This is a genomic window from Salimicrobium salexigens, from assembly GCF_900156705.1.
Taxonomy (GTDB): Bacteria; Bacillota; Bacilli; order Bacillales; family Halobacillaceae; genus Salimicrobium; species Salimicrobium album.
Genome location: NZ_FTOK01000003.1, coordinates 25136 through 38345, shown reverse-complemented (window position 1 = coordinate 38345; position 13210 = coordinate 25136). Strand labels below are relative to the sequence as shown.

Here is a 13210-nt window from a genome sequence, read left to right as displayed (position 1 = left end):
AAGAGACCTGCTTCAACAAAACCCCAATCCCTGAAGAGGGGGTGGGGCCTGTTGCATATCATATTCAGAGGTTGCCCACAGCTTCTACAAATTTATTACCCCGTTCCTCAAAGGTACGATACTGATCCCAGCTTGCACACGCCGGGGAGAGCAGAATGACATCGTTCTCTTTTGAATTCCGGTATGCTCTGGCCACAGCTTCTTCCATGGAATCCACCGGAGTGCAGGGGATGTCCAGCTGCCCGGCCACTTCTGCAAGTTTGGCACTTGTTTCCCCGAACACAACTAAGTGTTTCACGTTTTTAAGGTAAGGGGCGAGTCCGTCAAAAGAGTTTCCGCGATCCAGTCCTCCGGCCAGTAATATAACAGGGTTTTCAAACGCTTCAAGCGCATAACGCGTAGCCCGGATATTTGTAGCCTTGGAGTCGTTATAGAAATAGCGCTCCTTTTTTTCCTCTACGTACTGCAGGCGATGTTCCACCCCCTGAAAGCTGTAAAGAACTGCCTGAATAGCCTCATTGGTAACCCCTGCGCTCTTACAGGCTGCAACGGCAGCCAGACAATTCTGCAGGTTATGTTCCCCGACGAGCACGATTTTCTTTCGGTCTGCGACGATCTCCCCGTCAAAATATACGTGGTTCTCATCGGCACTCGCTCCACGACCGTTCTCCTCCAGCGTAAAAGGCACCGCTGCAGCCACAGATTTTTCACGGAAAGTGGAAACGATGCTGTCGTCGTTGTTGAATATAAAGGAATCCTCTTCCAATTGATTTTTCATGATCCTCGACTTGGCTTCGATGTAGTTGTCTCTTGTTTTATGATAATCCAGGTGGCTGTCGAAAATATTAAGCCACACAGCTGTATGGAGACGTAATTTGTCGATACCGAGAAGCTGGAAAGACGAAAGCTCAATAACCATCGTGTCCTCCGGCCCTGTCCTTCGTGCCACCTCACACGCTACCTCCCCGATATTCCCGGCGACGCGCACGTTTCTTCTGTCTTCTTCAAGCATGCGGTGGACAAGAGTAGTGGTGGTCGTTTTACCATTCGATCCCGTAATGCCTATAATGGGACCGTCATGCAGATAAGTTACCAGTTCCACTTCCGTAATAACAGGAATATTCCGCCTTAAAGCTTCCATGATCATTTCATTTTCATATGGTATGCCCGGATTTTTTATGACAACCTCTCTATCCTCAAGGAGTTCGAAAGGATGGCTTCCTGTAATTAACGGGATGCCTGCATCTGCAAGTTTCACAGCCTGTTCCCCTGTGGAATCCGCGTTCAGGTCATTGACTTTCACGTCAATTCCACTGGTATGCAGAAGGTCTGCAGCTGCAAAACCGCTTTTGGCAAGACCTAACACCAAAGCTTTTTTATAAGGAAAACCTTTTAAGTGTTTCATCCTGCCATCACCTCCATCGATAATCCGAGAGCAGCAAAAAGCAATCCGGCTATCCAGAAAGCAGTGACTACCTTCCACTCTGACCAGCCTTTCAGTTCGTAATGGTGATGAAGAGGGCTCATCCTGAACACTCTTTTACCGGTAAGTTTGAAAGAAGCTACCTGGATAATTACAGACAGGGTCTCCAGTACAAACACACCTCCGACAATAACGAGCAGAAGTTCCATTTTCAAAATTATGGCGATCATAGCTATCGCAGCTCCGAGAGCAAGAGACCCCGTGTCCCCCATAAAAACTTTTGCGGGGTGAGCGTTAAATACAAGGAAGCCAAGAAGCGCCCCTACAATGGAAATGGAGAACAGAGCAGTTTCCACGTCCCCGGCAACTGTCCACGCTAAAATGGCAAAAGCACCAAAAGCGATAGATGCTGTACCTGCGAGCAGTCCATCAAGTCCGTCAGTCAAATTAACAGCATTGGAGCCCCCGACGAGCATCAGGAGAAGCAGAATGCCATATCCTGCCCCCAAATCGACAGACAGATCGGTCGCAGGGATGCTGATTGTCGTACTGAAATCCCCCGTCAGCAGAATAATATAAACTACTGCAGCAATTACCAACTGCATAAGCATTTTCTGTTTTGAAGTCAGTCCCAGGTTTCTTTTCAGAGCCACTTTAATGTAATCATCGAGAAAACCTATAAGTCCGTACCCCAGGAGAACAATTAAAAGAAGGGCCGTTTTCCTCCCTATCCCGTCTCCGAGTATGAACGGAAGAAACAGCAGAGTCGTGATTGCGACTGCAAACAGTACCATGACTCCTCCCATGGTCGGTGTGCCGCTTTTTTTCTGATGGGAAGAAGGGCCTTCTTCCCGTATTTCCTGGCCGAATTTCAATCTTCTTAAAAAAGGGATGACGACCGGAAAAAGGGCTACTGTAATTAAAAAAGCTATTCCGGCTGTCATCAATAATAATAAATCGTTCATTTTCTGAATATCCTCCTTAAACCTTCACGACCGGCACTACTCATTTGTTATGGATTGCACAATCCGTTCCAGTTTCATCCCCCTGGAAGCTTTAATGAGTACGATACTGTCTTCAGTCATCAATTCTTTCAGTTGCCCGGCAAGAAGTTCCGGGTCTTTGAAATGCCGGGTTGTAATGGATGAAAACTTGCCCGCTACTTTATCGCTGATGGCTTTCGAGTCTCCGCCAATTGTAAATACTGCATTGATCTGAGGATTGATCGCCTCGGCCACCTGAGCGTGTAGTTCATTGGAATGCATACCGAGCTCGAACATATCACCGAGCACCAGAATTTTATGTTTTTTCGTATTGTACATCCGTACAAATTCGATTACAGCCTTCATAGATGTAGGAGAAGCGTTGTAAGTGTCATTGAAGACGTGGGCACCGTTCAACCCCGTAAGTTTCTCAAGCCGCATGCCGGTCATGGATAACCGTCTCAAACCGAGCTGGATTTCTTCCCTGTCCATTCCCAGTTTCTGCGCAAGTGTCACTACATACAAAGCGTTTTTAACATTGTGCTTCCCTACTAAAGGTACTTCGTATTGCTCCCCATTCACCTCGAAACGGCTTCCTTCGTCATGCAGGAAGATACCTTTCGCCCTCTGATCGACGTGATCTCTGAATCCGCAGGCGGTCCCTTCCACTCCTCGAAGTAAAGGTTCATCTCCATCAAAAATAAGACTGCTGCCCTCATGGAAACCTTTTGTAATTTCCATTTTTGCTCCTGCGATATTTTGCCTGCTGCCGAGCTGCTCAATATGAGACTCCCCGATATTGGTGATAATCGCGTAATCAGGGCGGGCGATATTGCTCAGCACTTCGATCTCTCCAGCATTGTTCATCCCCATCTCGATTACAGCGACTTCGGTATCCTCAGGCATGGAAAAAATCGTGAGCGGAACTCCGATATGGTTATTCAGATTCCCTTCCGTATGATGGGTTTTGAACTTCTGGGCAAGTACAGAAGCGGCAATATCCTTAGTGGTCGTTTTGCCGTTCGACCCTGTAACAGCCACAACGGCAGGTCCGACGTTCTTGATATAGTTTTGCGCAAGAGTCTGCATCGCTTTTACAGTATCCTCGACAAAGAAAACGGGAAAGTTTTCCGGCACATCTTCCGGAAGTTCTTTCTCTTTCTCCCACAGTGTCGCCACCGCGCCGTTTTCGACAGCTTTATTCAAAAAAGAATGAGCATCAAAATTTTCTCCGGCTATCGGAATGAACAGGCTCTGCTTCTGCGGGGATCTCGTATCGGTCATAACGTGCTCTATTGTTGAATCTTCCCCGGTTTCCCCTCTGTAATCCTCAAAAATAGAGGTAAGTGCTTCAGTCGTTGTTATCATATTACATCCTCCCTTGTTTAACGGATTGTTCGGCTATTTTACGATCATCGAAATCTATTTTCTCCCCGTTGATTTCCTGGTATGTTTCATGCCCTTTTCCGGCGATAAGCAGAATATCTTTACTCCTGCAGGATGTAACGGCTCTTCTTATCGCTTCTTTACGATCAGTGATCCGCCGGTATTCTCCGGAGAGGTGGTCAGTCATATCGTTCAATATCGATTCGGGATCTTCGGATCTTGGATTATCCGAAGTGAAGTAAACGTCGTCTGCAAACGTCATAGCTATGTCTGCCATTGCAGGACGCTTTCCTGTATCTCTTTCTCCGCCGCAACCGATCACTACACGGAGGTCGCCTTCACATACGCCTTTCAACGTCTTCAGAACATTCTCAAGTGAATCGGGAGTATGAGCGTAATCGACTACGATGCCGTAGGATTGTCCTGCAGATACAGGTTCCAGCCTTCCCGGAACTCCTTTTGTCCTGGCAAAAGCGGAAGCGATCGTTTCAAGACCTACCCCCCGGGCAATAGCTGCCCCTGCTGCAGCAAGCATATTATACACACTGAATGTTCCAATCAGGCTGCTTGAAACTTCCACATTACCAGCCGGGGTGACCATTGTAAACGATATTCCCGTTTCGCTCGTGCGAATATCCAGTGCGTGGATATCCCCCTGTTCCAGCCCGTAAGTCAATACCGGCTGCGCTGAGGACTTGATCAGAATGTCCGCAGCAGCATCATCCCTGTTAATTACGGCAAACTTCTTTTTCCCGTTATCGTAGTGATTGCCGAGCTGGGAAAAAAGCAGGGACTTGGCCCGCAGGTAGTCATCCATATCTTTGTGATAGTCCAGATGATCCTGGCTGAGATTAGTAAAGACAGCGACATCAAAATCAAGGCCGTACACTCTCCCCTGGTCAAGGGCATGGGAGGATACTTCCATCATTGCCACATCGACGTCTTCCTCCGTCATTTTGTGAAAAAAGCGATTGAGGCTGACCGCGTCCGGAGTAGTGTTCGATACGTCATACGTCTGTTCGCTGATTTTAGTCTGAATTGTACCGATTACTCCGGTGGACTTCCGATCCTCGGTAAAGATCTCATCCAGCAGGTAGGTAACAGTCGTTTTTCCGTTTGTTCCCGTAACTCCTATCAAATCCAGTCCTGATGTCGGATCGGAATAGAAACAGGAAGCTATCTGAGCCATGGCCCTCTTCGTATCCGATACCACTACGAGCGGAGTGTCTTCAAGTTCAGTATATTCCATCGCTACTATCGCGGCCGCGCCTTGCTCGATAGCCTTAGATATATATTGATGTCCGTCTGTTTTGAACCCTCTGATACATATGAACAGATCTCCAGGACCCACTTCCCGGGAGTCCATAGTTACTCCAGTTATTGTTACGTCGTTTTCGCCATACTTCCTGTAAAAAGAAAGACAGGCGATCAGTTCATTTAACTTCATCCCATTCATCCTAACTTTCTTTGTAGATTACACATTCCTGTATATTATATCAAAAACCTATGTACTTTTGGGTCAAAAAAACATCCGCCTTAAAAGCGGATGTCTTTACCTTAATCGTTCTGTTCATAAAAACGCAAACGTGACGTTATCCTTCCTCGGGAGGTTCAAGTTGCACTTCCACCTGTTTAACCTTCGTCAAATCGGAACCTTCTTCGATACTTTGTTCCTTAATATAGCCGTTCCCTTTCATCTCAAAGGGGATATCGAAGTAATCGGTCAGTCGCTGCGCTTCCCTTTGGGACCAGCCTTCCATATCAGGCATTTCCGGTTGACCTGTAATAACGAAAATATGCTCGCTGCTCACGACATCCTTTTCGCTTTCAGGCAGAACCGCTTCTACTCTGGCACCTTCCCCTATAACAGTAACTTCTTTAAAGCCGCTCAACGCGGTCTTCGCCTTTTCGACAGAAGCTCCCTGCAGGTCAGGTATATCCATCATTTTCACTTTTGATTTCTCCTTCTGTTCCGGAGAAATATTAAGATAGTGAAGACTGTTTTGCATTACTGTTTTAAATACGTGAGATACAGCATCCGAACCGACTTCGGAATTCTCAAGCTGAGGCTGGCGGACTGCTACATACATGACCAGTTCAGGGTCATCGGCAGGAGCCATGCCGAGAAATGAGAATGTGTAATTGTTTCTGCCGGAGAGATATCCACCTTCGGATATGTTGGCTGTTCCTGTTTTCCCGGCCACTTTAAAATCCTCCAGTGCAAAAGGTTTACCTGTACCTTTTTCATCACTGACCACTTTACGAAGCAGTTTCCTCATTTTTTCTGCCGTTTCTTCAGAGATCGGCTTTCCAAGTACGGAAGATTCGTTTTCTGTGATTTTATCACTGGAGTTAGCCTCCCTGATTGAATCAAAAACATAAGGCTTCATCATTTTTCCGTCATTCGCAATGGCAGTTGCCGCTGTCAGCAGCTGCAACGGTGTCATTGTCGAGCCCTGCCCATAAGCTGTGGTCACTGTCTCGATGGGACGGTCGTTCAAAATAGTACCCGTCTTCTCTCCCGGCAGATCGATGCCGGTTTTTGCATTGAGGTTGAATTTGCTGATATATTTTTCGAAACGATCCGGCCCAAGCTTTTCGTAACCCAGCTTCGCCGCCGCAACGTTGGAGGATCTGATTAGTCCTTCGTCATATGAGATTGACCCCCACCCGGTTCTGTTGTAATCGGAAATCGTGGAGCCATCTACGGAATACGCTCCGGACTTGAATTTTTCGGAGCCGTCGTAGACTCCTGCCTCCATAGCAGACGCCCATGTGAACATCTTCATGGTCGAGCCTACTTCAAACGGGTAGGCAATCATATCGTTGTACCAATTCTCCACATTGCTTCTGTCATTGGGATCATAGGCGGGGCGATTCCCCATAGCCAGAATTTCCCCTGTATCAGGGTCCATGACACCCGCCATTATCTTACTTGGTTCATACTTCTCTTCCACTTCCGTAAGAGCGTCTTCAAGGAATGTCTGGATTTTCTGGTCTATCGTCAGATACACATCTTCTCCGTCCTCCGGAGGATGTAATACTTCTTCCGGATTCAAAAGTTCCGTACCGTACTTATCACGTTTGTAGGAGATTTTACCGTCTTCCCCTTCCAGGTATTTTTCCATGGATTTCTCCACTCCGGTTACACCCTCAACCCCTTCGTCCGTAGACTTGGCAAACCCGAGTACGTGAGAAGCAAAAGTACCATTCGGATAATACCTCTCCGTTTCCTCAGCAAACGTTACGCCGGAAACAGACTTCTCTTTTAAAGCTTCTTCTATCACTTCTTTATCATCTTTTGCAATATCCCGGCCTTTGCTTCCGAATTCCACCTGAAATTTCCCGCTTTTTTTAGCTTCTTTAATACGCTTTACTACTTCTTCTTTTTCCAGATTCAAATGTCCGGACACCACTTCCCCCACGTCTTCAGGGGAGGTTACGTGTTTAGGTTCGGGAAGATTTTCGGAGTAGGAAGGGTCTACGATCGCCTGCAGGCGATAGGTAGGTCGATCGTAAGCGAGAACCATCCCGTTTTTGCCGTAGATTTCTCCCCGTTCCGAAGGGAGAGTATAGGAGCTTGTTCTTTTTTTCTCGGCCCATTTTTCTAAATCGACTCCCTGAACACTACCGGTAGTCTGTATGTAAAGAAACCTTCCTGCTATCAGAAGGAAGGCGATACTGAAAATGATCAGGAGTAGAGAAGCGCCACGTGATGTGTTTCTGTGCTTCATGATGCGAGCCTCCTGAGTGTTATTTCGAAGAAACGGCCGTGGCCTGTTTCACCTGGGACTGTTCAATATCCAGTCCATGTTTTTTAGCAACATTCAGAATTCTCTCCGGATTTCTGAGTTGCTCTACATCGTAAGTTAACGAATTGTTTACAGACTGCTGCTGTTCAACTTTTCCTTCAAGACTTTCAATATCTCTGTTAAGCGTATCCGTAGCACTCGAAAAACTGATTACGTAGGCACAAGCACACAGTACTGTGCCGCTGATAATGGAATAAAGGTATTTTTCTCCCTTGCTTATCCATTTATTCTTTTTTACTCTGACTTTCACCTGTCTTTTTGCAGGTTCTCTTTCGGGCTGATGATAAGGTTTTATTTTTTCTATACTCACGTCATTTTCCACCCTTTCTCAAAGTGAAATTCTTCTGACCAGGGCCTCACTTTCTCAACTACTCTCAGTTTAGCCGAGCGCGACCTGCGGTTTTCTTCCAGTTCTTCTTCTACTGCTTCTATCGGTTTTCTCGTAATCAAAGTGAAAGGAGGCTGTTTCTCCTCAGGAATGACAGGAAAATTTTTCGGAAGAGGAGGTATTGTACTCCAATGTTTGAATGCCTGTTTGCAAATCCGGTCCTCCAGGGAATGAAAGGTGATAACTGCTATCCTTCCCTCGAGAGATATGTATCGTGCTGCCTGATCAAGCGAGGAAAGAAAAGCCCCCAGTTCATCGTTTACAGCAATACGTATAGCCTGAAACACACGTTTGGCAGGATGACCGCCTTTTCTGCGGGCTGCTGCCGGTATACCTTCTTTAATCAATTCAACCAGTTCTCCTGTAGAGGTTATAGGTGCTTTTTCTCTTTGTTTCTCTATTTTTCGGGCTATCTGTTTCGAAAATTTTTCTTCCCCATACCTGAAAAATATGCGTACAAGGTCTTCATAAGCCCACTCGTTAATTACTTCATACGCACTGACGGTATCCGTCTGATTCATGCGCATATCTAGCGGGGCGTCCTGCTGATAACTGAAGCCCCGTTCTTTTACGTCCAGCTGCGGACTTGATACTCCAAGATCGTAAAGGATGCCATCCACTTCTTCTACTCCCCGCGCCTGAAGTTCTTCTTCCAAGTGTCGGAAATTCGAAGGTATGAACGTAATGTTGGATGCATAGTCAGCAAGGTAGTCTCTCGCAGATTCCATTGCGTTTACATCCTGATCGAACACGTAAAGATGACCGCTCGTCAACTGTCTGGCAATCTCTTTACTGTGACCTCCACCCCCGAGTGTGCAGTCAACGTACACCCCGTCAGGCCGGATATTCAATTTTTCAATCGTCTCTGTCTTTAATACGCTGTAATGGTCAAACATGCACTCACTCGTTTCTGTTATTCATAAATCAAGATCAAGCAAATTTTCGGAAAAGGATTCTAGTGATTGGCGCGAATCTTCCATGTAGCTGTCCCACTTATCTTCTGCCCACACTTCCAGTCTCGTGGAGACGCCGACGATAACGCATGCCTTTTCAAGATCAGCATGCTCTCTGAGCGGCAGCGGGATATGAATACGCCCCTGATTATCCAGGGTGCTTTCCATGGCGCCCGATAAGAAAAAACGCGTGAAGGCCCGGGCATCTTTTTTAGTCAGGGGGAGGGATTGTAATTTCCTCTCAAGTTTCCCCCACTCTTCAGGAGGATAAATGAACAGGCAATTATCCAGTCCTCGTGTAACTACAAAGGACTCACCCAGGGAATCCCGTAATCTGCTCGGGATTATTAAACGTCCTTTGGAATCCATATTATGTCGATGTTCCCCCATCAGCATATAAATGACCCCACCTTCTTTATTTAGCGTACCACACTACACCACTTTGTACCACAGTAAACTAACGGAAAACGAAAAAAATCTTTCAATAGAATTAATCCCTTTCCACACTTCAAACGTATAAAGAAAACAGCATAGTAAAAAGTACAAAAAACCTCCCGGAGCAAGTATCGCCGAACACTGGCGACATACCCCGGGAGGCCTTTCCCTATATATATTTAACTGTAAATCAAATAATGCTGCTGCCGGAAGTCCCATTCATATTCCGGGATCTTCGAAAAGAAATCCCAGCCGAATTCATTGAGGAACGGCAGCGGGTTCCATATCCTCTCCTGAAGCCCGCCTTTAGGACGGATTACATCTTCAAGACGACTATAAAAAGCAAGGACGTTTTCATATTTTTTGCGATGCTCTTTGGATATACGGTCTCCCATATCGTCGATAAGCGACTCCATATATTCAAGGTTTTTTTCCGCATAACCTAAGACATCGGGTCCCGTCCTTTCCGCTTCCCTGCGGAAGGGGGCGTGGAGACGCGAGATCTGCTCTTTCATTTCTCTCTTCATTTCCTCCAAAGGAACTACAGAGTGGGACGAGAGGAAGTTGATTTTCTCCTCACTTAATCCGTTACGCAGAACCTCGTAAAGATCGATACCTTCCGTTCTTGCCCTGTTTTTGATCCTGTCACTGACAAAGGTGAAACTGAGTCTTGGAAGTGTCGGAGGCATCTTTATCGATAACTCCGAGAAAGCAGGTCTAAGCACCGACCAGTAGCTTATTTCTCCCGGTCCTCCTACAAAGCCCAGACAGGGAAGCAGCAGATCCTGCATCAGCGGACGTGTGACGACATTGTTACTCAGCCTTTCGGGCGTTTCCTCGGCTATCATCAATAATTCATCCTCACTGAATTCCACTTCCCCCTGCTTACCCACAAAACGGGATCCTTCCCGCATAAGGAGAACACGCTGCTTTCCATCGTGGTAGAACAGATGGGCATCACTTACTTCTGCATCTATAGTAACAGGATAGCCCTGCCTTTTATTTTCCTGTTCCTGTGCATATACTCCAGAAGCTATAGCTTCATTATGCTCGATCATCTGAATAAAGTAGTCGCTTTCGAGCTTACGTATGGAAGGAGCGTGAGCGTCCAGTACGATCAGCCCCTGATGTTTGAAAAGGCTGGTGAGGAGTTTCGCAAAAAAATCTGAATACGTTCTGGCCCCATCCAGTGCATGATGAACGTGCCGGTAAACATCCTTCGTATGCATAGACTCGGGCAGATGTCTGAAACAAGCTTCTACGAATTCGTTTGCAGCTTCGCTGTCCAGATCGACGTCGGAAACTGAAGTTTTTCCATCTGTCGTCTGAGAGATTTTTTGTTTTTTCAGACCGTCCTGTTCGAGATAAACATGATTGATTTCTTCAAAGTCATGATCTTCTCCTGCTACCCAGAATACCGGGAGCACAGGTTTACCAAGCATTTTTTCTTTCTGTTTAGCCGCTTCAATGACTGAAATAGCTTTATTGACGGTATACATGGGACCAGTGAGCAAACCAGCCTGCTGACCGGCGATCATCACTGTAGAGTCTTTCTCGTACAAACGCTCAATATGGGCTAATGTTTCAGCTCCCGCTCCGTAATATTCGTTCATTTTTTTCAGAATTTCCACTGTTTCCCCTCTTTTGAAGTCGCGGTTTTGAAGTTCATGTAACCGCTCCTCCCATGAACGTTCCACGAAAGGGAAGTAATCGAATTTATTTGCCAATTTCTCGAAATTGTAACGGTAATCTTTCATCAAAGTATTCGTTTCTCCGAACTGTACCGGATCTATTCTCATCACACATTCTCCTTTATACGCACCTATGTATCTTACATCCTCATAACATTGTACATAATAATCAACCTGCATTCATCTAATCTGTTTACATACGCGGAACGTGAATAAGCAGCAATTAAAATCAGGTCAAATCTTAAACGTTCAGCGCTCCTGCAGCGACTGTACTTAGCAAAAGCATAATATATAGTATGACAAACACAAAGAAAGTAAGTCTCAGAAAACTGGTAAGAGTTTTACGTAACTTCATTTCTCCAGCTGTTCTATACTGAATATACAGCGAAACACCGACCAGGACGAGCAACGCGACGATAACCCAGCCTGAATTGTTACCTCCAAGCAGCAGGTTCATAAGTTCGCGCACAGCAAAAACCAGAAAAGGAGTACTTATATATACGGCTCCCCGCAATGCTTTTCCTTTCCTTGCCGTCCACTTCAAAAACAACATATACAACACAACGAAGATTATAGGAGTTATTATTATAAGCAGCCACGAGACCGAAAGGTCGTTTTCAGGCATCTGTCCCACCTTCTTCCTGCATTTTTCAAACTCTATTGTAGCAAACTTGTAACAGATATAGCAGGTAAAAGTAGTCCATTTGATTCTGAAAATTTTTATACTATAATGTAGTTGGAAGCAAGATTGCCGAAAGGAGCGTCACGGTCGATGAGTATCAGTACAGAAGTGCAGCCTTTACTAATCAACTATAAAACACTCGAGGAGTTCAAACGTTTCAAAGAGTATGGTCTTCAGGAACTTACTATGCTCGAAGATTTACAGAGTAACATCGTGGAAAATAACAGCGAATCTCCTTTTTTCGGGATTTATATCGGTAATGCCATGATTGCAAGAATGAGTCTCTATAGAATTTCCGCTAAATATGATAATTATTTCAATCCCCCTCAGGATTATCTCGAACTATGGAAACTGGAAGTACTTAAAGACTATCAGGGCAAAGGTTACGGGAAACAGCTGGTGGACTTCGCCAAAAGCTACCATTTGCCTATTAAAACGAATCCGCGCATTAACTCTCATGGGTTCTGGGAACGTCTCGGTTTCCAGAAAGCTACTTATAACATGGAAAGAGACCGCGGGGAGAACCCTCTCTTATGGTTGCCTGAGGGAGTGGACGAACAACCGAAAGAAGACAGCTGATATCCAGGAAAGAGCCGTTCAGTGAGAACGGCTCTTTTTTAGCGATAAGCCGTCAGACTTTTATTGATTTTTGCGGCTGAAAAACGCATTCACTGCTTTTTTATGAGCTTCGGACGGCCATAAAGCCGCTGACTGCCGTGTTTCCTCTTCCATCTTTCTGTAAAGTACTGAAGTGTCTATATTTTCCATAAGCTGTTTTTTCCAGAACCTGAGCTGTTCCTTGGAACGATTGGTGAATATACCGAGATCCAGTTCGTTTGCCAACCCCTGGAGCCACCCGAGCTGCTTCGCTTCTTCTGCGTCAATAACCTCACTTGCAGTCAACCAGTGGAAAGCCTGGACCGGAGAAATTCTCTCATAAAGAAGCGCTCCGCCTCCCCATCCGGGTACGATACCAAGTTTTCCCTGAACAAAGCCGAACCTGCTTCCTTCTTTTCCTATTCGTATATCACAGGCGGTAGCAAGTTCGCACCCCCCTCCCCTCGCTTCTCCGTTCAAATAGGCGAGCGTCGGCACCGGCAGCGTCGCTATTTCATAAAGTAATTCCTTCATCGGAGAAAGAACCGTATACGCTTCCTCCTCCGATAAATCTCCATGCAGCTCTTTCAGATCTCCTCCCGAACAAAAGGCACGTTCTCCTCTGGAGGTAAGTACAAGTGCTTTCACCTGTTCATTCGCTTTAATTTCTTCAGTAATCTGCCTGAGTTCCATCGTCATTTGTCTGCTGACTGCATTTCTTTTATCTTCCCGGTTCAACGTAACCACAGCCACGTCCTCTTCATAAGTGACATATACCGTTTCCACTGCATCAACTCCCCTTGGTGAGATTAAAAGTCTCTGCTTTCATTCTACATCTTTTTCTGCACATGAAAAGATCG

The 13210-nt window shown here is 45.9% G+C and carries 12 protein-coding genes; 1 reads left to right on the top strand and 11 read right to left on the bottom strand.

What is annotated here, in order from left to right; genetic code table 11:
- Nucleotides 1-64: 64 nt before the first annotated feature.
- From murD to BW931_RS04310, 10 genes are all read right to left on the bottom strand, one after another.
- Nucleotides 65-1405 carry a UDP-N-acetylmuramoyl-L-alanine--D-glutamate ligase gene (murD, locus tag BW931_RS04355; RefSeq protein ID WP_076570287.1) on the bottom strand — a complete coding sequence of 447 codons (1341 nt, stop codon included), beginning with the start codon at nt 1403-1405 and terminating at the stop codon, nt 65-67.
- Nucleotides 1402-2388, bottom strand: a complete 987-nt coding sequence (gene mraY / locus BW931_RS04350; protein ID WP_008589755.1) for a phospho-N-acetylmuramoyl-pentapeptide-transferase — start codon at nt 2386-2388, stop codon at nt 1402-1404. Before mraY ends, murD begins: the two co-directional genes overlap by 4 nt.
- Before the next feature lie 36 nt (nt 2389-2424).
- Complete coding sequence (locus BW931_RS04345) at nt 2425-3774, bottom strand: UDP-N-acetylmuramoyl-tripeptide--D-alanyl-D-alanine ligase (RefSeq protein WP_008589753.1); 1350 nt, start codon at nt 3772-3774, stop codon at nt 2425-2427.
- A 1-nt stretch (nt 3775) separates the two neighbouring features.
- Entirely contained in the window at nt 3776-5239 is a 1464-nt protein-coding gene (locus BW931_RS04340; RefSeq protein WP_008589749.1) for a UDP-N-acetylmuramoyl-L-alanyl-D-glutamate--2,6-diaminopimelate ligase, read from the bottom strand.
- A gap of 145 nt (nt 5240-5384) precedes the next feature.
- Complete coding sequence (locus tag BW931_RS04335) at nt 5385-7526, bottom strand: penicillin-binding protein (protein WP_076570285.1); 2142 nt, start codon at nt 7524-7526, stop codon at nt 5385-5387.
- Between the two features lie 19 nt (nt 7527-7545).
- On the bottom strand, nt 7546-7914 hold the full coding sequence (gene ftsL, locus BW931_RS04330) for a cell division protein FtsL (RefSeq protein ID WP_008589745.1): 369 nt from the start codon (nt 7912-7914) through the stop codon (nt 7546-7548).
- Complete coding sequence (gene rsmH / locus BW931_RS04325; RefSeq protein ID WP_076570283.1) at nt 7911-8888, bottom strand: 16S rRNA (cytosine(1402)-N(4))-methyltransferase RsmH; 978 nt, start codon at nt 8886-8888, stop codon at nt 7911-7913. Before rsmH ends, ftsL begins: the two co-directional genes overlap by 4 nt.
- 21 nt (nt 8889-8909) lie before the next feature.
- Nucleotides 8910-9341: a division/cell wall cluster transcriptional repressor MraZ gene (gene mraZ / locus BW931_RS04320; RefSeq protein ID WP_076570280.1), complete on the bottom strand. Its 432-nt coding sequence runs from the start codon at nt 9339-9341 to the stop codon at nt 8910-8912.
- A 218-nt stretch (nt 9342-9559) separates the two neighbouring features.
- The gene (gene bshC / locus BW931_RS04315) at nt 9560-11179 is read right to left on the bottom strand and encodes a bacillithiol biosynthesis cysteine-adding enzyme BshC (protein WP_008589740.1); all 1620 of its coding nucleotides are present in this window, start codon (nt 11177-11179) and stop codon (nt 9560-9562) included.
- A gap of 133 nt (nt 11180-11312) precedes the next feature.
- Nucleotides 11313-11696 (bottom strand): DUF3397 family protein, encoded by a 384-nt coding sequence (locus BW931_RS04310; RefSeq protein ID WP_076570278.1) that lies wholly within the window; start codon nt 11694-11696, stop codon nt 11313-11315.
- Between the two features lie 147 nt (nt 11697-11843).
- On the opposite strand from BW931_RS04310, the gene BW931_RS04305 reads away from it, so the two are divergent.
- Complete coding sequence (locus BW931_RS04305) at nt 11844-12332, top strand: N-acetyltransferase (protein ID WP_008589736.1); 489 nt, start codon at nt 11844-11846, stop codon at nt 12330-12332.
- A gap of 60 nt (nt 12333-12392) precedes the next feature.
- On the opposite strand, the gene BW931_RS04300 is transcribed toward BW931_RS04305, so the two are convergent.
- Nucleotides 12393-13136 (bottom strand): enoyl-CoA hydratase/isomerase family protein, encoded by a 744-nt coding sequence (locus BW931_RS04300; RefSeq protein ID WP_008589735.1) that lies wholly within the window; start codon nt 13134-13136, stop codon nt 12393-12395.
- Nucleotides 13137-13210: the final 74 nt, after the last annotated feature.

Excerpts from the sequence above, each read along its gene's own strand:
- murD (WP_076570287.1), bottom strand. The coding sequence starts at position 1,405 with ATGAAACACTTAAAAGGTTTTCCTTATAAAAAAGCTTTGGTGTTAGGT.
- mraY (WP_008589755.1), bottom strand. The coding sequence starts at position 2,388 with ATGAACGATTTATTATTATTGATGACAGCCGGAATAGCTTTTTTAATT.
- BW931_RS04345 (WP_008589753.1), bottom strand. The coding sequence starts at position 3,774 with ATGATAACAACGACTGAAGCACTTACCTCTATTTTTGAGGATTACAGA.
- BW931_RS04340 (WP_008589749.1), bottom strand. The coding sequence starts at position 5,239 with ATGAAGTTAAATGAACTGATCGCCTGTCTTTCTTTTTACAGGAAGTAT.
- BW931_RS04335 (WP_076570285.1), bottom strand. The coding sequence starts at position 7,526 with ATGAAGCACAGAAACACATCACGTGGCGCTTCTCTACTCCTGATCATT.
- rsmH (WP_076570283.1), bottom strand. The coding sequence starts at position 8,888 with ATGTTTGACCATTACAGCGTATTAAAGACAGAGACGATTGAAAAATTG.
- mraZ (WP_076570280.1), bottom strand. The coding sequence starts at position 9,341 with ATGCTGATGGGGGAACATCGACATAATATGGATTCCAAAGGACGTTTA.
- bshC (WP_008589740.1), bottom strand. The coding sequence starts at position 11,179 with ATGAGAATAGATCCGGTACAGTTCGGAGAAACGAATACTTTGATGAAA.
- BW931_RS04310 (WP_076570278.1), bottom strand. The coding sequence starts at position 11,696 with ATGCCTGAAAACGACCTTTCGGTCTCGTGGCTGCTTATAATAATAACT.
- BW931_RS04305 (WP_008589736.1), top strand. The coding sequence starts at position 11,844 with ATGAGTATCAGTACAGAAGTGCAGCCTTTACTAATCAACTATAAAACA.